General features: G+C 58.5%; 18 protein-coding genes. 12 read left to right on the top strand and 6 right to left on the bottom strand.

Features of this window, described 5'->3' with window-relative positions:
* The first annotated feature begins 63 nt into the window (after positions 1 to 63).
* Entirely contained in the window at positions 64 to 1,368 is a 1,305-nt protein-coding gene (locus tag AC2FEE_RS02895; protein WP_496862928.1) for a hypothetical protein, read from the top strand.
* Positions 1,369 to 1,385: 17 nt separating this feature from the next.
* On the opposite strand, the gene AC2FEE_RS02890 is transcribed toward AC2FEE_RS02895, so the two are convergent.
* Positions 1,386 to 1,640, bottom strand: coding sequence for a BolA family protein (locus AC2FEE_RS02890; protein WP_496862927.1), 255 nt, complete (start codon positions 1,638 to 1,640; stop codon positions 1,386 to 1,388).
* 107 nt (positions 1,641 to 1,747) lie between these two features.
* Here AC2FEE_RS02890 and AC2FEE_RS02885 point away from each other — a divergent pair, with 107 nt between their 5' ends.
* The 10 genes from AC2FEE_RS02885 to AC2FEE_RS02840 all read left to right on the top strand — a co-directional run bounded on the left by AC2FEE_RS02885 (position 1,748) and on the right by AC2FEE_RS02840 (position 10,587).
* Positions 1,748 to 2,374, top strand: coding sequence for a DnaJ domain-containing protein (locus tag AC2FEE_RS02885; protein WP_496862926.1), 627 nt, complete (start codon positions 1,748 to 1,750; stop codon positions 2,372 to 2,374).
* Positions 2,375 to 2,469: 95 nt separating this feature from the next.
* Positions 2,470 to 3,246, top strand: a complete 777-nt coding sequence (locus AC2FEE_RS02880) for a hypothetical protein (RefSeq protein WP_496862925.1) — start codon at positions 2,470 to 2,472, stop codon at positions 3,244 to 3,246.
* A 117-nt stretch (positions 3,247 to 3,363) separates the two neighbouring features.
* Entirely contained in the window at positions 3,364 to 3,753 is a 390-nt protein-coding gene (locus tag AC2FEE_RS02875; protein WP_496862924.1) for a methyltransferase, read from the top strand.
* A 24-nt stretch (positions 3,754 to 3,777) separates the two neighbouring features.
* Positions 3,778 to 3,951 (top strand): methyltransferase family protein, encoded by a 174-nt coding sequence (locus AC2FEE_RS02870; protein ID WP_496863030.1) that lies wholly within the window; start codon positions 3,778 to 3,780, stop codon positions 3,949 to 3,951.
* A 175-nt stretch (positions 3,952 to 4,126) separates the two neighbouring features.
* Positions 4,127 to 5,113: a cobaltochelatase subunit CobS gene (gene cobS, locus AC2FEE_RS02865; RefSeq protein ID WP_480640887.1), complete on the top strand. Its 987-nt coding sequence runs from the start codon at positions 4,127 to 4,129 to the stop codon at positions 5,111 to 5,113.
* Between the two features lie 27 nt (positions 5,114 to 5,140).
* The gene (locus tag AC2FEE_RS02860) at positions 5,141 to 5,845 is read left to right on the top strand and encodes a sulfotransferase family 2 domain-containing protein (RefSeq protein ID WP_496862923.1); all 705 of its coding nucleotides are present in this window, start codon (positions 5,141 to 5,143) and stop codon (positions 5,843 to 5,845) included.
* A 270-nt stretch (positions 5,846 to 6,115) separates the two neighbouring features.
* The gene (locus AC2FEE_RS02855) at positions 6,116 to 6,352 is read left to right on the top strand and encodes a hypothetical protein (RefSeq protein WP_496862922.1); all 237 of its coding nucleotides are present in this window, start codon (positions 6,116 to 6,118) and stop codon (positions 6,350 to 6,352) included.
* 100 nt (positions 6,353 to 6,452) lie between these two features.
* Positions 6,453 to 8,330, top strand: a complete 1,878-nt coding sequence (gene cobT / locus AC2FEE_RS02850; protein WP_496862921.1) for a cobaltochelatase subunit CobT — start codon at positions 6,453 to 6,455, stop codon at positions 8,328 to 8,330.
* 73 nt (positions 8,331 to 8,403) lie between these two features.
* A complete protein-coding gene (locus tag AC2FEE_RS02845) occupies positions 8,404 to 10,185 on the top strand; it encodes an aminopeptidase P family protein (RefSeq protein WP_496862919.1) in 1,782 nt (593 codons plus the stop codon).
* 60 nt (positions 10,186 to 10,245) lie between these two features.
* Positions 10,246 to 10,587, top strand: a complete 342-nt coding sequence (locus AC2FEE_RS02840) for a DUF427 domain-containing protein (protein WP_496862918.1) — start codon at positions 10,246 to 10,248, stop codon at positions 10,585 to 10,587.
* 109 nt (positions 10,588 to 10,696) lie between these two features.
* On the opposite strand, the gene AC2FEE_RS02835 is transcribed toward AC2FEE_RS02840, so the two are convergent.
* Positions 10,697 to 12,322 carry a PQQ-dependent sugar dehydrogenase gene (locus AC2FEE_RS02835; RefSeq protein ID WP_496862916.1) on the bottom strand — a complete coding sequence of 542 codons (1,626 nt, stop codon included), beginning with the start codon at positions 12,320 to 12,322 and terminating at the stop codon, positions 10,697 to 10,699.
* 246 nt (positions 12,323 to 12,568) lie between these two features.
* On the opposite strand from AC2FEE_RS02835, the gene AC2FEE_RS02830 reads away from it, so the two are divergent.
* The gene (locus AC2FEE_RS02830) at positions 12,569 to 13,933 is read left to right on the top strand and encodes a DUF3179 domain-containing protein (RefSeq protein ID WP_496862915.1); all 1,365 of its coding nucleotides are present in this window, start codon (positions 12,569 to 12,571) and stop codon (positions 13,931 to 13,933) included.
* On the opposite strand, the gene AC2FEE_RS02825 is transcribed toward AC2FEE_RS02830, so the two are convergent.
* From AC2FEE_RS02825 to lpxC, 4 genes are all read right to left on the bottom strand, one after another.
* Complete coding sequence (locus AC2FEE_RS02825) at positions 13,930 to 15,615, bottom strand: chloride channel protein (RefSeq protein WP_496862913.1); 1,686 nt, start codon at positions 15,613 to 15,615, stop codon at positions 13,930 to 13,932. The genes AC2FEE_RS02830 and AC2FEE_RS02825 overlap by 4 nt on opposite strands.
* A 100-nt stretch (positions 15,616 to 15,715) precedes the next feature.
* Positions 15,716 to 17,365 (bottom strand): DNA repair protein RecN, encoded by a 1,650-nt coding sequence (gene recN, locus AC2FEE_RS02820; RefSeq protein WP_496862912.1) that lies wholly within the window; start codon positions 17,363 to 17,365, stop codon positions 15,716 to 15,718.
* Between the two features lie 35 nt (positions 17,366 to 17,400).
* The gene (locus AC2FEE_RS02815; protein ID WP_496862911.1) at positions 17,401 to 18,243 is read right to left on the bottom strand and encodes an outer membrane protein assembly factor BamD; all 843 of its coding nucleotides are present in this window, start codon (positions 18,241 to 18,243) and stop codon (positions 17,401 to 17,403) included.
* A 127-nt stretch (positions 18,244 to 18,370) separates the two neighbouring features.
* Positions 18,371 to 19,291 (bottom strand): UDP-3-O-acyl-N-acetylglucosamine deacetylase, encoded by a 921-nt coding sequence (gene lpxC / locus AC2FEE_RS02810; RefSeq protein WP_496862909.1) that lies wholly within the window; start codon positions 19,289 to 19,291, stop codon positions 18,371 to 18,373.
* Positions 19,292 to 19,353 lie beyond the last annotated feature (62 nt).

Genomic DNA, 19,353 nt, shown 5'->3' with positions numbered 1-19,353 from the left:
AATTTATTACTTATAGTGAAATCTGCCCTTTTCTTTTCAACGTCTCTGTTGACGTTCACGTTGATGGCACACGCCGCTGTCGCCGAAACAGTCACAGACCTGCAATGCCTTGAAGCTGAGTGGTCTGAAAGCATAAGCAAACTGCAAAAGAACCGCGCGACGGTCTGGCAATGGTTGCACCGCATTATCAACAGACCCGATCAGGTTGAATGCAGCGACGAAGAATTTGTCAGCGCAAACCCTGACTGGCTTACACAGCCCGAGTACTCATGGACCTGCCTCAACGGTCAATCCAGTCTGACTACGACGCTGAGTTTTCAACAGCCCGACGAAAAACAACGCGATGCCACACGTTCCGGGCTGATGGTTCTGGGTAAGTTAAACGGGGTTTTGAACCCGGAATTCGCAGGTTCTGTGCAAACAGCGTTTAAAGACGTTGCGCAGAAATTTTCTGAAACACTCGAGGAGCTCGAGTCTGCGGGCGTTGAAACAGCACATAACCCCAAACCCAAAAGCTCAGCTTCTGCGGTGACAAACTCGGAAGAGGCCCTTTCGATAGGCGATTTGTTGGCAAATGCCCTTCCCTTGCAAAACAACTGGGGATTAACCGCCGACCTTGCTTGGACGCCAGCCCCGTTAGAAATTCCGGAGGACAGGAGTGACCTGGCCAGATCGCGTTTTCTCACAGATATGCGGACCCGGATCGGGAATGTGCGACACATAAACTATATTTTACAAAGGTTCGAAGGAACGCACCTCCGGCCCGGTATCGCAACGCAAAACGCCGCGGTGGCTTATGCAAGTGCTGTTGCGGTAACCGAGCGAAAAGCAGAAGTCTGGGCCGCGGAAAACCTTGGTATCGCGGCGCGGAGCTTTCGCTTGTTCGGTGAGGAGGTGGATCTGCTGCAACGCGATGCGAACGGGATCTCGGTAATCGCCCTACGCTCATGGTCGAAGTCATCAGGAACCGATTGGCAAAGCACCACCGACGCCCAATTCGCCGAAGGCGTGAATGAGCTGGTGCTCTATTTTCAGCCACAGCCGGATTTCGAACGACAGAACACTGGGAGCAGCGATTGCAGGATCACCAAAACCTTCCCATGCCCGCCGTTCAAGAAAACCAACACCATTCAGAATTTTCTGTCAGACGACTGGACCGAGGCCTGCGGGAACGCAGAAGGGTGCCAAATTACATCGCTCCGCTGGATCAACGACCACGTGGCGATACGGACCCGTTTGCGCGCAAAAAACGCGGATGCCGCGTATCTTTCCCGATTTGCGGCAAAGATGTTCACCCTGAGAACCAAGGCACTGCTGACCGCCTTTGAACCCGACCCTGGATTTGATCCCGCGCAAGCCTGCAAGTAGCTAGGCCGATTGGCCGTTCAGACCCCGATATCCAAAGCGAGCGCGTGAATGCGCGGCACGATATCGCCCAGCGCCTTGTGGACTGCGCGATGGCTGGCGACACGGGATTGTCCCTCGAACGCGCTGGCACGGATGCGGACGTTGAAATGGCTTTCACCACCGTCCTGATAACCCGCGTGACCGCGGTGGCTTTCGCTGTCGTCGACCACTTCTAGTTCGCGCGGATCAAAGGCAGCTTGCAGGCGGGTTCGGATTTCGTCGGTTACGGTCATTTTTCGCTCAGCGGTAAAAAATTTTACCGCCCCCCTCTTCTACTTTCGGCTGCTTAGATTAAACTGCTGCCTCCGAGTCGAGAAGATGCGTTCTTAAGGATCACAGCATGACGAAATCAGACCCTTTCGGATTCGATATGTCCGTCTCCAGCGCCAAGAAAAAGAATCCGCGTGGGCGTCGGGGGATGTCGGGTGCGTCTGAAACATCGGTGCGAATCTGTGACCATCCCGGCTGTAAGGAGGCGGGCAAGTTCCGCGCGCCCAAAGCGCCGGATGTTCTGGATGATTTCTACTGGTTCTGCCAGCAGCACGTGCGTGAATATAACCAGAAATGGAATTTCTTCGACGGCACCACCGAAGCCGAGCTGAACGCGCAGCGATCCAAGGACAAGGTGTGGGAGCGTGAGACCAAGCCCATGGGCGATCCCGAGGCGCGCGCCTGGGCACGTCTGGGCATTGAGGATCCGCATCAGGTACTGGGTGCAAACGCCACCAAGAATCCAGGCCGTACTGCGGGCGGCGGTGGTCGTCGCCTGCCCCCCACCGAACGCCGCGCAATCGAGATCCTTGAGGCCAAGGACAACTGGACCAAGGCCGAGGTGCGCAAGGCTTACAAAAAGCTGATCAAGGTGCTGCACCCGGACATGAACGGCGGCGACCGGTCTCAGGAAGAACAGCTGCAAGAGGTCGTCTGGGCCTGGGATCAGATCAAGGACAGCCGGAACTTTAAATAAGTCTGGCAAACCTTTACGCGACAAAACGGGTTTCGTACCTTGCGTGGGTGAAACAGGCGGCATCACCCGCCTGGGCCTTTCGAGATACGAAACCCATGGCGCGAAAACAGCAAAAACCGCTGAAGGCAAAGATACAGCCGGATCATCCATTTTCTGACATCATCGACGATGCGTACAGGGTCTTTGCCTATTCGAAACCGCCCAGCATCGAAGTCTGTGAAGGCTGCTGCATGGAAGCAGATTTCGAGGCGGACTTTTTCGCGCCCCCGATTGCAGAACTTCCTCTTCACTATCTGCAGGACTGGTTTTTCGCCGCGTACGATCCGAAGGGTATTGCCAAGGCGACATGGGGTTATCTCCTGCCCCGGATACTCGAAGTTCTGGCCGTGGACGAAGACCTTGCCAGCGTCGGGTTGGAGGTCAGCCTGAACCGGTTTGAAACCGGAAACCCGGACAACTGGTCCACTGATGAATGGCAGGTTCTGGATCGGTTTCAGCGCGCCTATCTCAAACGCGAAATCGGGCGAGACAATTGCTATCTGGACGACACTATTTGCATGTTTGGCCTGGCGGGGTGGTCCCAAGAGGTACTGTTTGAACAGGTTGCCGCGACACCAGACCCGATATTGGTACAACGCTTTTGGCACGACTGGTGCGCGCATTGCATTCCAGGGCGCGAATCCGTCTGGATCACCGCGTTCTGGGAAAGCCCGGGCAACACGAAAGCCTTCGAATTCTATACGTCCAAAGCATTGTACGACAGGGTTGCCCGCTTTGCACTCGACGAGAACACTCCACAGAACCTGTCAGAGAAGGCGTTGGCCGTAGCCAGCGTTATTGAGAACAACGCCGACTGGAACATAAGCGGGTAAGCTCGGCATTTCAGTCTTCTGCGCCTCTTCGCTGTCCTCACCCTGTTACAAATGCTTGTTACGCCATGTTCCATGAGTGGGCCCTTTTGCCCACATCCAACTTGTGATCTTTCCCCAATGGAACACGATATGGAACACTTCATTTCCCTCGTACATGCGAATGTTCTTTTGATTACAATCACTTCGATCCTACTACTTAGCGGATACCTCGCCCTGAACCTGCGTCTACCGCATCTGGGTCTGTGGCCCAGCACCAGCGGCTGGCGGCATCACACGGCCTTTGGTCTGTACCGGCTGTTCTGCAGAGCCACCGTTGTTTTCGCCTTGTCCGAGGTCTGGGTGAATGGCTGGGATTACTGGGTGCGGCATGCAATCGGCGTGCCGGTTATGCTGCTTTCGTTTGGTATTACACTGTGGGGCTATCGCTTTCTGGGTCTCGACAACACCTACTGCGAAAGCGAGAGGTTGGTGACCGGCGGCATGTATGCCTATTCGCGCAACCCGTAATAGGTGACTTCGGTCTTGGCGACTGTGGGACTGGGGATCGCCAGCGGGTCGTGGACGACCCTAGCGCTGGTGGCTGCGCTGTTTTTGATCTATTTCCTTTTCGTTCTGAACGAGGAACGCTGGTTGCTACAGGGCTATGGGCAGACGTTCCAGGACTACATGCAATCCACGCCGCGTTTGTGGACGAACGCAGCCTGATCCGGGCTCGGGACGCAATTCTCGACTGATCAAAGTGTAGGGATAAGGCCAGTTTCAAAGAAAGATTTGCCGAAGCTGCAGCACACGCGGCTTTCCCTTGCCCTTGCTCGCAATATGTTGCACCACACACGGGTTCAAACCCGGCAATACGGGCCAAAGGATAAGGACGACGCGCATGGCTGACGGATCGATTGATATCAACGCAAAACCCACCGAGGATATCTCGGTCCGTGAGGTGTTTGGCATTGACAGCGACATGGCGGTCAAGGGCTTTGCCGAGCGCAGCGATCGGGTGCCGGTTATCGACCATACCTACAAGTTCGACCCCGAGACCACGCTGGCGATTCTGGCGGGCTTTACTCATAACCGCCGGGTGATGATTCAGGGCTACCACGGCACCGGCAAATCGACCCATATCGAACAGGTGGCCGCCCGTCTGAACTGGCCCGCCGTGCGTGTGAACCTGGATAGCCACATCAGCCGGATCGACCTGATCGGTAAGGACGCAATCAAGTTGCGCGACGGCAAGCAGGTCACCGAATTCCACGAAGGCATTCTGCCTTGGGCTCTGCGGAACCCCGTCGCCATCGTGTTCGACGAATATGATGCAGGCCGTGCGGACGTGATGTTCGTGATCCAGCGCGTACTTGAGCATGACGGCAAGCTGACACTGCTGGACCAGAATGAGATTATCACGCCGAACCCGAACTTCCGCCTGTTTGCCACCGCAAACACCGTAGGTCTGGGCGATACAACCGGGCTCTATCACGGCACGCAACAGATCAACCAGGCGCAGATGGACCGCTGGTCGTTGGTCTCGACGCTGAACTACCTCAGCCACGATGCAGAGACGATGATCGTTCTGTCCAAGGCGCCGCACTATAACACCGAGAAGGGCCGCAAGACCGTCAGCCAGATGGTCACCGTCGCCGACCTGACCCGGACCGCCTTCATGAATGGTGATCTGTCCACGGTGATGAGTCCTCGGACCGTGATCAACTGGGCGCAGAACGCCGAGATTTTCCGCGACATAGGTTACGCCTTCCGCCTGTCCTTCCTGAATAAATGCGACGAGTTGGAACGCCAGACCGTTGCCGAGTTCTATCAGCGCTGCTTTGACGAGGAACTGCCCGAAAGTGCAGCAAGCGCAAGCCTGGGCTAAGACGTGCAATTTGCCGAGCAAAAATGCGTGTTCATTCACGTCCCGAAAACCGGAGGAAACTTCTTTACGCGGTGCTTCCTTCGGTTTTCCGACGACGCGATCGTCACCAGTGGACATCAGGACGGCTCAGACCGATTTGAACTGAATGGCGAAGCGACCAAGTCCAAGCACCAATCCCTGGCAGAGTACAGTGACCTGATCGGCCCGGCCTTTTCCGATTATACCGCTTATGCCTTTGCCCGGCCTCCGGTCGAGCGGATGATTTCACTGTATTATTCGCCCCACCGTTGGATGCGCGAACAGGAGGATGGCGGCTTTGGCCTCGATGCCCGCAACGAACCTATCGATTTGCAGGAATTTGAGGCGCTTGTGTCATCTAACCATTCCATCTCGGATCTGCTCGACACCCGGAATATCCCGGCGCGCTTGATGCTCAACACCAGTGCCCTTCACGCGTCCGGGGCACGTGTTTCGCTGCTGAATTTCGCAGATCTGCAAAGTGGGCTGAAAAGGTTTGGACGAAAAAACGGGTTCGATTTGTCCGACATTCCCGCCAAAAAGGTGAATTCGAGCGCCGTCAACAATCCGAATGCACTGAATGCCGGTCAAATGGACCGGTTGGCGGAGGCCGTCCTGGATTCGCACCACGGCAAAGATCAGGAGTTCTTTCCTGCGACTGGCCTGAAAGGCGTATTGGACAGCGTTTCAAGGTGGTTCAACCTGTACGCATAGGCGCAAACGCGACCGTTCGGCACCCCCCCTTTTTGTGTGGTGTTCTCACAACCGGTTGAATAATTTCACGCAAGTATTTGTTTATACGAGCATTGCCCGTGAGCATTCAAAGCATGTCGTTTTTCAAAGCGCTTCTTTTATTGCCTCTGCCGTTACACTGACTATTACAATGCCGTTGCAGGCGCTTCCCGCCGGGACAATGGACCGCATCAAGCTGTTTACCTATTGCTCCGGATGGCTCGAGGCGTTGGCCACACGTCAACGCACCAGATGGAAGAACAGGTCGCGTCGGTTAACGGTCTGCAGCAGGAATTCGACCTTTTGCTGGACACAATTCTCCTCTGGTCCCTGTCCGAAAGGGTTGAGGCACCCAGGCCCGTGAGCGACCGGGACGAGGTGGCCTCGCTGCTGGCCGACATGGACTACAGCTTTGACGAACGGGCCGCCGCAAGGGCGGAACGGAAGATTGCGCGTCGAGTTTCCGAATGCCGCAAGGTTTTGCTGTGAACACCGCTCTGGTTTCATGGGAAAACGGGCTTGGCCCTATGGCCAAGGTCCCGGAATGGCTCTAGGTTGCCCGAACAGAACAAGTCTGGACCTGCCACCGATGAGCAAACCCAACGACAACCCCGCCGATCCGTTCAAAAAGGCCTTGGCCGAAGCGACTAAGGTGATGGCGGACGATCCTGAACTGAACGTCTCTTACACGGTCGATCCGTCGGGACTGGCGGGTGAATCGATGCGCCTGCCGCAGGTCAGCCGCCGGATGACACGCGAAGAGGTTTTACTGGCGCGCGGGACGGCGGATGCCTTGGCGTTGCAGCGGCGGTATCACGATGACGCGACCCATTCGCGCTATGCACCTCCGGGTGATATGGCGCGGGACCTCTATGAAGCGATGGAGGTGGCCCGGTGCGAGGCGATGGGCGCGCGGGACATGCCCGGTACGGCCAGCAATATTGACGTTAAGATCGGGCACGAGGCGCTGCGCCGCGGCTATGATCAATGCAAACAGCCCGCGGATGCGCCTCTGGCGGTCGCGGCAGGTTATCTGATCCGCCATCTGGCCACCGGACGCGACCTGCCGCCAGCGGCCGAGAACATCATGAACCTGTGGCGCGGATTCATCGAGGAACAGGCCGGTGGGACGCTGGAAAACCTCGATGATATCCTCTCGGACCAGGCCGAATTTGCCAAGTTCGCGCGCCAGATGATCAAGGATCTGGGCTATGGTGACCAGCTGGGCGATGATCCGGATGAACTGGACGACGAACAGGAAGATCAGGCCGAGGACAACGCCGAGGAACAACCTGATCCCGACAGCACTGGGCAGGACGATCAGGACGAACAAGAGGCTGACGCAACCCCTGAACAAACGCAGGAAGAACAGCAGGACCAATCCCAGGCTCAGGTCTCGATGGACGAGATGGCCGAGGATGAGATGGGCGATGAAGCCGAGATGCCCGAAGGTGAGGCTCCGTTGGAGCCGCCTGCCCCGCCGCCCGCATCCGAGGCCGATCCCGATTACAAGGTGTACCTGAACACCTATGATGAGGAAATCGCCGCCGAGGATCTGGCCGAGCCGGCCGAATTGGAACGTCTGCGCGCCTATCTGGATCAACAGCTGGAGCCGCTTAAGGGCGCGGTCAGCCGACTGGCCAACAAGTTGCAGCGTCGCCTACAGGCGCAACAGAACCGCAGCTGGGAGTTCGACCGCGAAGAAGGCATTCTGGATGCAGGCCGTCTGGCGCGGGTTGTGGCAAACCCAACCACGCCGCTGAGCTTTAAGGTCGAGAAGGACACCGAGTTCCGCGATACGGTGGTGACGCTGCTGCTGGACAACTCAGGCTCAATGCGTGGGCGTCCGATTTCCATCGCGGCGATCTGCGCAGATGTTCTGGCGCGAACGCTGGAGCGCTGCAACGTCAAGGTCGAGATTCTGGGCTTTACCACCCGCGCTTGGAAAGGCGGTCTGGCGCGTGAGGCATGGCTGAACGATGGCCGCCCGCAACAGCCGGGGCGTCTGAATGACCTGCGCCACATCATCTATAAAGGTGCGGATGCCCCCTGGCGGCGCGCCCGACCCAATCTGGGTCTGATGATGAAAGAGGGTCTGCTGAAGGAAAACATCGACGGTGAGGCGCTGGAATGGGCGCATCGCCGGATGCTGGCCCGGCGCGAGCAGCGCAAGATTTTGATGGTTATCTCTGACGGTGCGCCGGTCGATGATTCAACTCTCAGCGTCAATCCCGCGAATTATCTGGAAAAACACCTGCGCGACGTGATCGCCATGGTTGAAAAGCGCAAAATGGTGGAACTTCTGGCCATCGGGATCGGCCACGACGTGACCCGCTACTATGATCGAGCGGTGACGATTACGGATGTGGAGCAACTGGCGGGTGCGATGACCGAGCAATTGGCAGCGCTGTTCGACAGCGACCCACGGGCGCGGGCCCGGGTGATGGGAATGAAGAAGGCCAGCTAGGGCTGGGCTTGCCTCCGGCGGAAGTAATTTCCAAAAAGATTAAGGGGTCAGCCCGATTTGGGAGAGGTAGGAAATGATTCAGTCCTTTGAAGTCACCGCGCGTCCGGAACAGGGGCCGCCACGGTTGGCTGCGCTGCGCATGGAGATTACGCGCGAAGGGTTGGACGGGTTCCTGATCCCACGCTCCGATGCGCATCAAGGAGAATACGTGGCCCCGCGGGACGAGCGGTTGGCCTGGATGACTGGATTCACCGGATCGGCAGGGTTTTGCGCCGCTTTGGCGGACATGGCAGGGGTGTTCGTGGATGGCCGTTATCGAACGCAGGTGAAGGCACAGGTCGCAGCGGAGTATTCACCAGTGCCGTGGCCCGAAATCAGCCTCAGCGCATGGCTGAAAGAGCAACTGCCCAAGGGCGGCAAGGTCGGCTTTGACCCCTGGCTTCACGCCGCAGGTCAGATCGAAAGCGTCCAGAAAGAGCTGGCAGGCACCGGGATCGAACTGCTGCCTTGTGACAATCTGGTGGACCGGGTGTGGGAAAACCAGCCCGATCCGCCGATGAATCCGGTCAAGGCGCATCCGATCGAATTTGCCGGTGACACTGCGTACAACAAGATCGCCCGCCTGGCCGAAACACTGCGCGAGGCCGACTGCTCTGCGGCTGTAATCACATTGCCGGATTCGATCATGTGGCTGCTGAACATTCGCGGCTCGGATATCGGGTACAATCCCGTGGCGCATGGCTTTGCCATTTTGAATGCCGACGGGATGGTGGACCTGTTTATGGCCGAGGAAAAGCTGACCGTCGATCTGGGCGATCAGGTTCGGGTGCATGCGCCAGATACGTTCCTGACCGCCGTCGAATCGCTGGAGGGCATGGTTCAGGTCGACTTGGGTACCATGCCTCAGGCGGTTGCGGACGTTTTGCAGGACCGAATGGTCGACGGTGGCGATCCCTGTGCACTCCCCAAAGCCTGCAAGAACGCGGCCGAAATCGCCGGCAGCGCCGAGGCGCATCTGCGCGATGCGGTGGCCGTGATCGAAACTCTGTGCTGGATGGACGCACAGGCGCCCGGCACACTGACCGAAACGCAGGTGGTCACCCGGCTTGAAGAATACCGCCGCAAGGACAACGCGCTACAGGATATCTCATTCGACACGATTGCAGGCACCGGACCCAATGGCGCGATCATGCATTACCGCGTGACCGAAGAGACCGACAGCCGCCTTGAAGACGGGCACATTCTGGTGCTCGATAGCGGCGGGCAATATCTGGACGGCACCACGGACATCACCCGCACAATTGCAATTGGCAAGGTCGGTGACGAGGAAAAGTCCTGTTTCACCCGCGTGTTAAAGGGCATGATTAACCTGTCAATGCTGCGCTGGCCCGTTGGACTGGCCGGGCGCGATATCGAATGTATCGCCCGCACACCGCTTTGGGCTGCAGGACAGGATTTCAACCACGGTGTCGGGCATGGGGTCGGCGCATATCTGAGCGTTCACGAAGGTCCGCAACGCCTGTCGAAGGTCAGCCATGTACCGCTGCAGCCCGGCATGATTCTGTCGAATGAACCGGGATATTATCGCGAAGGCGCCTTTGGTATCCGCATCGAGAACCTTGTGGTCGTGCAAGAGGCCGAGGCTCTGCTCTGCGGCGACGACGAACGGGCCATGTTGAACTGGCGTACATTGACGTATGTCCCGATCGACAGACGATTGATTGTCGCCGAGATGCTGACAACGGCCGAGCGCGACTGGCTGAACGCGTATCATCGCGACGTTGCGGAAAAGCTTCGCCCAAGACTGGGCGAGGACGCTCAACTGTGGTTGGATGCCGCAACCGCTCCGGTCTGACATCCGAATGTTACATATACCGGGCAGATGAGAAGCCCTCAATAAGGCGAGGAAATACACATGGTAGAGATTACAATCCGCAAGGCTCCGGGAAAATGGAGCGTTCGTTCAGGCGGTGCCGTTTTGGGCGAAAGCACGAATGCACTTGAACTGTCGGAGGGTGATCTGGCCCCAGTGATCTATTTCCCCCGCTCTGACATCGCGATGGCATTTCTGGACATAACCGACAAAGTCACGCACTGCGCGCATAAAGGGGATGCGACGCATTTCTCGATCGTCAACAAATCCTCGGTAACCGAGAACGCAGCCTGGAGCTTTGAGAATCCGTCGCCTGCCATGGCCGAAATCAAGGGTTATGTAGCCTTCTATCCGGTCGAGTCGGTAAAGGTTGAGCAAATTTAGACCATCCCGCCCCTCTGGGGGTTTTGGGGTCAGATTGGTCAATTCTTAAAAAAAGCACTGGCCCTCAAGCCTGTGCTTTTTTGTTTCTGGATGTTGATCCCGGTCTTTCTCATTCTGCCTGTCGACGCAAAGAGATCAGAATGTCCACGATCGCGTCGATCACCTCGGGGTCATCCAAGGTGGGGTCCGGCATGGAAGTTTCTCCAGCTACGGACTGCGGATTGCTAAGGAAGGCTACAAGCTGGCTCCGGTCCCACTCTCCGCCCACCGCAGACAGCGATTGCGAGTAGTCGAAATCCGCCAAACCCGCGACCTTACGCCCGTAAACCTCACCCAGAGATGGGGCGCTGGCGCTGGGCAGAACACCGAAACCATGGCATTCAGCACAACCTTCCAGCGCCGTTTCGACCGCTTCGGCCGTGTGCTTGGACAGATCGAGGTTCGCTATTTTCGAAACTGCGAATTGATAGCTGGGATCAAACTCACCGACAGTCAGGTGCAGCACCTTTTTCTGATCCGTCCACAGAACAATCGCGTCACCGTGTTGATGGACATACCGAATACGAAAACCCAGCGGGATGCGTTCATCAAACAGGATGCTGTCGCCTTTCGTGCGGATACGGAAAAGGCTGTTGCCTGCAAGTGAGCCAGCGATCAGATCGCCGTCCCATGCGGGATGAAAATCCGCGATAGGTGCCAGCGAGCTAACAGCGACGGATGGCAACCAGGAATAAGCCGGTAGTTCGAATTCAGGGTGGCGCCCGTAATCCAGCGTGTCGGGCAGCGGCAACCGGTTATATCGCGTCCCCAGCGAGACCTGCGGCCAGCCGTAGTCATTGCCTTCACGAATTAGGTTCAGTTCATCTCCACCGCGCCGACCATGTTCAACCGCCCACAGCTTGCCCTCGGCGTCAAAGGCAATGCCCTGCATGTTCGAATGACCCTGGCTAACAATATGGTTTTCGCCGGTTTCCAGATCGATTGCGATCACCTTGCCATACATCTGCTCGGGATCCTGAGACAGTGGCACCGGCGCATATATCCCATCCTGAGCATAGTCACCGGCCGCCAGAAAAAGCGTTCCGGTTTCGTCCACACGAAAACGTCCCCCGGCCATGTGCCCCTGAATGGCGCGACCGTTCGGGCTTGGCGCAAGGCAAGGCTCTGTTGAAAATACAAGGCGCCAGTCATCCGCTCCGACCGATAGATCCGCCGCAGCAGTACCGTTCAAATCCGCCCGTGCGATCGAGGTGCGGTAGCAGTTTTGACCTTCGACCCATTCGGTAAACGAAACGAGTAGAACGCCATCAACAACGTCAACATCGTTATAGCGAAAGAAAAAGTGGGCGAAGTTGTAGCTTGGATTCGCCGCTTCAAAATCCAGCATGGCCTTCCACCCGTTGGGCGGGGGGGCAATATCCAGTTTTCTGGCCTCATCCCCGCTAACTTCGAAGAACCCGCCCTCATGCGTCATCAAAATCAGATCGTTGCCCAGACTGGCCAGGGCACCGCCGCCTCCGGCGCGTTCTACCGGGACGTCCAGCGCGCGCATGTTCAGCGCGGTGAAAATGGTCTCGACCTGCGTGGTTTGATCGTCGGCCCAGACTGGCGCGGTATGCGCCACGCCTCCATGGCTTTTGCGCAATTCTTCAATCTCAAGGACCAGCAAAACAAGCGCCACTGCCAGGGCCACCATGACGACCGGGCTTGTCAAAAGCCGTTTTACAAATTTCATTCCCTGACCTCGTTTTTTTTCGTTGGCCGACGCGCGAAAAGTGCTGCTCGTGCACATAGAAACTGGATTTCCCGGCAGTATCAACCCGGCTGAACGTTTCAAACTTCCGAGATCTGTGATTGTGGTTAGCGGGTCCCTGTTGGCAACTGGCCGGCGCCGCAATTGGGCATACCAGTTCACGCGGCTGTTGAGTGCATGTGAGCGGTAGACCGTGCAGAATACGCGTGCTCACCACCGGAGGATGCCATGTCGATCACTCGCCGCCGTTTCGCTGGACTATTGGGGGCTGTTGCGCTGCCCAACGCCCTTTGGGCGCAACAGGATCCTGTGTTAGGGGCCGTCAGGACCACACTCTACGGCAGCAATGCAGAATTCGAGCAGGGCATGGCTTTTCTGGTGCAGCGCGGCAGCCCGGACGTTGTTCCCGCCCTGCTGACCGGAATGCGCTATGGTAGACGGCGCAGCGCCGAGATCGCTAAGGTCATGCAAACCCTGACCGGGGAAAGCATCGGCGCCAACTGGTTCGATTGGATGTTGTGGCAAGAACGGAACCCGCAGGTTGCACCCCACCCCTCATTGATCCCGTTCAAGCGCGAAGTGTTGCTGGGGATCGACCCGAACTTCGACGACTTCCTGCGCACGGAATGTCTGCAGCGGGATAAGATGAAAATCCGGCTGGAAGAGATCGCATGGGGTGGCGTGCGCAAGGACGGCATCCCGTCACTGGACGATCCGGCGCTTATACCGGCCGAACGGGCAGATTACCTAAAAGATGACGATCTGGTCTTTGGCGTCTCGATCAACGGGGATGAGCGCGCCTATCCGCTGCGCATCATGGGCTGGCATGAGATGTTCAACGACGTGATCGGCGGCGTGCCGGTGGCATTGGCTTATTGCACGCTGTGCGGTTCGGGCATTCTGTTTGAAACGCTGGTCCCGGGGCGGCAAAAGCCATTGATCTTCGGCTCGTCGGGGTTCCTGTATCGCTCGAACAAGCTGATGTTTGACCGCGAGACGCATTCGCTGTGGAACCAGTATACCGGCAAGCCCGTCGTGGGTCCGCTGGTCAACAGCGGGATCGAATTGAAACAGCGCCCGGTGGTAATCACGACGTGGGAGAGCTGGAAGGCCTCGCATCCCGGCACCGGCGTTCTTTCGTTGAACACCGGGCACCGGCGCAACTATGGCTCGGGGGTGGTGTATCGCGAGTATTTCGCCTCGCCCGAGTTGATGTTCCCCGCGCTGGTCGATCAATCCTCGCATCGGCAAAAGGACTACGTCTTTGCTATCCGCCAGTTCGGTGCGGCGCGGGCGTGGCCGCTGGAGGCGTTCAGCAGAACCCGGGTAATCAATGACGCGATTGCCAAACGCCCTCTGGTTCTGATCGGTAACGCTGACAAGCGCACTGTTCGCGCCTATGAGAGGAAATCGCACCAATTCAAAGCCTCGGACGGCGGGCTCGTGGATCAGACCGGCCGGAAATGGATCCTGACCGAAGAGGCTCTGATCGGACCGGACGGCACCCGATTGCCGCGGGTCGCAGGTCACGTCTCGTACTGGTTCGCCTGGGACAACTACCTAGGCGACACTGCAACGGTGTATGACGGTTAAGAATGCTCCTCGGCCGCTGTGGCGGCCAGTGCACGGTTATACGCCTTAAGCGCGTCGATATGGAAAAGCGCACCGACCGGGGATTCGTTACCCTCGTCGTCGATCACCACGACCGGAATGCAGGGGATGTCGTCACGATCAAAATAGGGCATTGCCGCTTCCAGTGTGGCACTGGCCTGTACACACAGGCCCTGTTCGATCAGTTCCAACGCTTCGTCTCTGGTGATAGACTTCGCATCACCGATGGGCCGCATCACCGCCCCGGCGCGTAGCATCGCCAGCAGATAGGCCTGCGGCCCTGCGGCCAGATGCACGTCACGGCGTTCCAACTGGGTCAGAAAGAAAGACCGATCCACAAGGCGCGAGGCCAGCGCCGTGGACATCGAGACCGAGACCATCACGGCGAGACCGATTTGCCAATCTCCGGTCAATTCAAAGACAATCATGGTGGTGGAAATCGGCGCGCCCAACACGGCGGCGGCCACGGCCCCCATTCCGGCAAAAGCATAGAGCGTATGGGTCCCGGACACATCCGGCAGCAGCCCCGTGGCGATCAGGCCAAAGGCCAGCCCGGTCAGCGCCCCTATCATCAGCGAGGGCGAGAAAACCCCTCCACCCATTCGCCCACCCATAGTGATCGCCAATGCGACCGTCTTGGTCACCGCAAACAAGATTGCGACAGTCAGCGTCAGATCACCCGCCAAGGCACGGATCGTCGTCTCGTACCCGACGCCTATGATATGTGGGAACCAGATCGCCAGAAGGCCCAGCATTGCCCCGGATACCGCTGGCCGCAGCCAGCGCGGTAGAGACAGGCGGTTTTGGATATGGTTGCCGATGTCCTCGGCGAAAAAGATCGAGCGCATCAGCAGTAAGGAAACCAGCCCGCAGATCAGGCCGAGGATCAGGAAAGCGGGCAGCTCCACATAGAACTGCAATGACCCGGGGGTATCCAGAACGAATTCAGTTACGTCGCCATATTCCAGCCGGTTGATCACTGTACCTGCGACCGAGGCGATAACGATGGGCGCAAAGGCGTGCACGGCAAAGTGGCGCAGCACCACCTCAAGCGCGAACAATGCGCCTGCGATGGGCGAGTTGAAGCTGGCCGATACCGCCGCCGCCACGGCACAACCCAGCAGGTCGCGCCCGGTGATTCCATCAGCGTGAATTCGGTCGCTGACCCAGGTCGAGATCACCCCGGCCATGTGCACCACCGGCCCCTCTCGCCCGGACGACCCGCCGGTGCTGAGCGTGATCAGCGAGGCAAGGAAGGACGCGATCCCCGCCTTACCCTCGACCCGGCCATTTGTCAGCGCAGCGCCCTCGATCACGTCCGCAACCGAGCGCACCCGCCCGTCATCGGTAAACTTGTGCAGGATCAGCCCCACGATCAGGCCGCCGATGATGGGGGTAATCAGGATCAGAAACCACGGAAGTTTCTCGGCATGGCTGTGCAGCAGCAGGATGTCCTCGGTATCATAAACATAGGCCTGCAGCGCACGGATCGCCTTGCGGAACCCCAGCGCCATGAACCCGGCAGCAACTCCGATGGCCAGCGCGATGAACCAGAACTGAATTTGGCTGGGTCCGCGCCGCCGCATAACCCGCCAAGCATCCTTCATCGCGGCCAGAGCCTGATTGAGCTGGTTGCGCAAAACGGTGCGGGTCGATTGGGTCATTGGCCCTCGGGGATCAAGTCTTATCCCTTACTAAGCTACGGGGCGCCCTGATAAAAGTGGGATCGCGACGGTTTGAGGACCGGAAAGCGGCAGAAATATCTCAGGCCTCCAGCAAGGCACGGGCTGCGGCGCGGGCCTCATCGGTGATCGTGTCTCCGGCCACCATGCGAGCGATCTCGTCCACGCGGTCGGGATCGGCCAGTGGTATGACGGTGGATAGCGTCTGCCCGTCCATGACCTGTTTTTGCACCCGCCAATGATGCGCCGCACGGGCGGCGACCTGCGGCGAGTGTGTCACCACCAGAACCTGCCCCCCTTGCGCCAGCGAGGCCAAGCGTCGCCCCACCGCGTCGGCAGTCGCCCCACCAACCCCGCGGTCGATTTCGTCGAAGATCATCGTGCGGGCGCTGTCGTCGCCGGTCAGACAGACCTTGAGCGCCAGTAAGAATCGGCTGAGTTCTCCTCCCGAGGCGATCTTGTTCAGCGGTCCTGACGGTGCTCCGGGGTTGGTGGCAACGGTAAAGGCCACAGCATCGGTGCCTTCTGGGCCTGGGTCGGTGGCGGTTATTTCGGTCTGAAACACAGCGCGTTCCATTTTCAGCGGTGCGAGTTCTGCCATCACCGCAGCATCTAACTGCCCCGCAGCCTGCTGTCGCACGACACTGAGCGCAGAAGCGGCGGTGTCATAGGTGGCCTGAGCAGCCTCGACCACCGCGCGTTGATCGGCCAGATCAGCATCGCCCGCATCCAGCCGATTCAACCGGTCACGCAGAGTATCTGCAAACGCCCCCAAATCGTCCGGAGCCACATCGTGCTTGCGCGCCAATGCGCGGACGGCGAACAGACGCTCCTCGGCGGCCTCAAGCTCCGCGGGGTTGAAATCCAGCGCCTGTAGACAGGCATTCACACCGTCCTGCGCTTCACCCAATTCGATCAGAGCCCGGCTAAGTGCAGCGATCGGTTCCTCAAGCTGGCCGCCTGCATTGTCCGACACAGCTTCCAACCAACGAACGGCGTCCGACATGGAGCCTTCGGCCCCATCTCCGCCCAGCAGATCAAAGGCGCGAGCCACGTCATCACGGATACGTTCGGCACCCTGCATCATACGGCGGCGGGCGTCCAGTTCGGCGTCCTCCCCCGGTTGCGGGTCCAGCTTGTCCAGTTCGGCGACCGCGTGGCGTAAGAATTCCTCTTCGGCGCGCATGGCGGCGAGCGCCGCCTCGGTCTCGGCCAGAGCTTTTCGCATGCGGGACATCTCGGTCCACGCGACACGTACAGCCGTCAGATGTTCCTCCGCCCCGGCATAATCATCCAGCATGGCACGATGCCCGCGCGGGTTCAGCAACCCCCGATCATCATGCTGGCCATGCAGTTCGATCAAAGTTTCGGACAATGCCCGCAAAACTTCACCCGAGCAGCGCCGGTCATTGACCCAAGCGGTTTTACGGCCCTCGGCGGTGTTGACGCGGCGCAGGATCAACTCCTCGCCGCCGGGCAAGCCCGCCTCGGCCAGAACCGCATGGGCGGCGTGATCTGGACCGAGTTCGAACTCGGCGACCACCTCACCTTGGGCCGCGCCCTGACGGACCAGTTCGGCCCGCCCGCGCCAGCCCAATACGAAGCCCAGCGAGTCCAGCAGGATCGACTTGCCCGCACCGGTCTCTCCGGTCAACGCGTTCAGACCCGGCTGAAACGTCAGTTCCAGCCGCTCAATGATCAGCATATCGCGGATATCAAGGGCGCGCAGCATCGGGTCTTAGAGTCCCACGCCTTTAACCATGGCGATTACAACCACTCACCTTTGATCGTCTGCCGGTAGATTTGGCTCAGCCAGTTGTTGCCGCGGCTCTTCAGCTCCAACCCGCGTGAGGTCAGTAGCTTGTAGCCCGCATCGTACCATTCGGACGACTGGTAGTTGTAACCCAGAATAGCACCAGCTGATTGCGCCTCATCTACCAGACCCAGCGACAGATAAGCCTCGATCAGACGATAGAGCGCCTCGGCGGTGTGGGTGGTGGTCTGGAAATCCTCGACCACCACGCGGAATCGGTTAATGGCCGCGGTATAATGGTCCTGACGTAGGTAATAGCGCCCGATCTCCATCTCTTTGCCAGCCAGGTGGTCAAAAGCCAGATCGAATTTCAGCACGGCCGAGGTAGCATATTCGCTGTCCGGATAGACCTCGATCACCGTCCGCAACGACTGCAACGCCTGAAAGGTCAAGCCCTGGTCGCGCCCGACCTCATCAATCTGGTCATAGTAGCTGAGCGCCAGAAGGTACTGTGCATACGCTGCGTCTTCATCCGTCGGATAGAAGTCGATATAGCGCTGCGCGGCTGCCCGGCTTTCTTCATAGTTCTTGTCCGTGTGGAACGAAAACGCCTGCATGATCAATGCGCGTTTCGCCCAATCGGAATAGGGATACAGACGCTCGACTTCCGAGAAGTACCACGCCGCATCATCCGAGCGATTCTGCGACAGCTCAAATTCGCCGCGCGTATAAATCTGTTCTGGCGTATAGCCTTCCAGGTTCTGATTGCGGTCTGCGCCACTGTCGCCGCAAGCCGTCAAAACTGCTGTCAGAAGAATCGCGCCCGCGAACCTGACTGCCGCTTTGGTGCCAACCATTCCGCCTATCCTTGTCGTATTGCTTATCGGGGTAAGCCCCGGATTGGGCTTCGGTTTAGCACATATAATTCCGGGGCAAAACGCCTTAGTACACCCACTGGCGGAATTGTCGACAGAGGTGATCTAATCAGGCAACTTCGGGAATTTCATCCCAGACAAGGCCCTGCCCCGGCAGGCGCGCGGCCTGTTCGGGGGTGCAAAGTACCGGGCGCACCGCGCCGGGAGTTTCGAACAGCTTGCGCAGCAACGTGTTGGTCATGGCATGGCCGGACTTGTCACCGATGAAGTGGCCCAGAATCGGACCACCCGCCAGATAGAGGTCACCCAGAGCGTCCAGCATCTTATGGCGCACCGCCTCATCCGCATGGCGGAAACCGCCCGGTGTCAGCACTTCGTCACCTTGTACGACGACCGCGTTTTCCAACGTACCACCCAAGGCGAGGCCGTTTTCACGCATCGCTTCGACATCGGTGCGACGACAGAATGTGCGGCAATCGCTGAGTTCACGCGCAAAAGAGCCGTTGCGCATGTCCAGGCGTTTGGTCTGGCTGCCAATCGCGCCGTCTTCGAAATCAATGTGGAAGTCAATGATCAGCCCGTCCGCAGGTGCAATCGACGCGCTTGCGCCTTCGCGCGACGCGGTTACCGACTTGAGAACTTCGAAGGCCAGAACCGGGCTGGCCTGACGGCGCACGCCCTTGGCCATGATGCCGCGCACGAAATCGATCGACGAGCCGTCCATGATCGGAACCTCGGGGCCATCGATCTCGATCAGCGCATTATGCACGCCACATCCGGCCAGCGCGGCCATGATATGCTCGACAGTCGACACCGAAACGTTTGCTTCGTTCACCAGACGGGTGCACAGCGGCGTGCGCTCTACCACGTCATAGATCGCAGGGATCAACGCATTGCCCAGCTCGATATCCGTCCGTTTGAACCAGATGCCGTGACCAGCAGCCGCTGGCTTCAGAACCATCGTCGCAGGCTTGCCGCTGTGCAGCCCGACGCCCGTAAACGTGATCGGAGATTTGAGCGTATGTTGCAAAGTGAACCTCGGTGAGTGGTTTCCGGCCTTTACGGTCCGTGTTGGACACTCAACTAAGGAAG

This window comes from Ruegeria sp. YTSC199 (assembly GCF_059609725.1).
This window is presented reverse-complemented; position numbering and strand designations above follow the sequence as displayed.

Excerpts from the sequence above, each read along its gene's own strand:
- AC2FEE_RS02825 (WP_496862913.1), bottom strand. The coding sequence starts at position 15,615 with ATGACCCAATCGACCCGCACCGTTTTGCGCAACCAGCTCAATCAGGCT.
- AC2FEE_RS02845 (WP_496862919.1), top strand. The coding sequence starts at position 8,404 with ATGATTCAGTCCTTTGAAGTCACCGCGCGTCCGGAACAGGGGCCGCCA.
- AC2FEE_RS02880 (WP_496862925.1), top strand. The coding sequence starts at position 2,470 with ATGGCGCGAAAACAGCAAAAACCGCTGAAGGCAAAGATACAGCCGGAT.
- AC2FEE_RS02875 (WP_496862924.1), top strand. The coding sequence starts at position 3,364 with ATGGAACACGATATGGAACACTTCATTTCCCTCGTACATGCGAATGTT.
- cobT (WP_496862921.1), top strand. The coding sequence starts at position 6,453 with ATGAGCAAACCCAACGACAACCCCGCCGATCCGTTCAAAAAGGCCTTG.
- recN (WP_496862912.1), bottom strand. The coding sequence starts at position 17,365 with ATGCTGCGCGCCCTTGATATCCGCGATATGCTGATCATTGAGCGGCTG.
- AC2FEE_RS02890 (WP_496862927.1), bottom strand. The coding sequence starts at position 1,640 with ATGACCGTAACCGACGAAATCCGAACCCGCCTGCAAGCTGCCTTTGAT.
- cobS (WP_480640887.1), top strand. The coding sequence starts at position 4,127 with ATGGCTGACGGATCGATTGATATCAACGCAAAACCCACCGAGGATATC.
- AC2FEE_RS02895 (WP_496862928.1), top strand. The coding sequence starts at position 64 with ATGGCACACGCCGCTGTCGCCGAAACAGTCACAGACCTGCAATGCCTT.
- AC2FEE_RS02885 (WP_496862926.1), top strand. The coding sequence starts at position 1,748 with ATGACGAAATCAGACCCTTTCGGATTCGATATGTCCGTCTCCAGCGCC.
- AC2FEE_RS02815 (WP_496862911.1), bottom strand. The coding sequence starts at position 18,243 with ATGGTTGGCACCAAAGCGGCAGTCAGGTTCGCGGGCGCGATTCTTCTG.
- AC2FEE_RS02835 (WP_496862916.1), bottom strand. The coding sequence starts at position 12,322 with ATGAAATTTGTAAAACGGCTTTTGACAAGCCCGGTCGTCATGGTGGCC.
- AC2FEE_RS02840 (WP_496862918.1), top strand. The coding sequence starts at position 10,246 with ATGGTAGAGATTACAATCCGCAAGGCTCCGGGAAAATGGAGCGTTCGT.
- AC2FEE_RS02855 (WP_496862922.1), top strand. The coding sequence starts at position 6,116 with ATGGAAGAACAGGTCGCGTCGGTTAACGGTCTGCAGCAGGAATTCGAC.
- AC2FEE_RS02830 (WP_496862915.1), top strand. The coding sequence starts at position 12,569 with ATGTCGATCACTCGCCGCCGTTTCGCTGGACTATTGGGGGCTGTTGCG.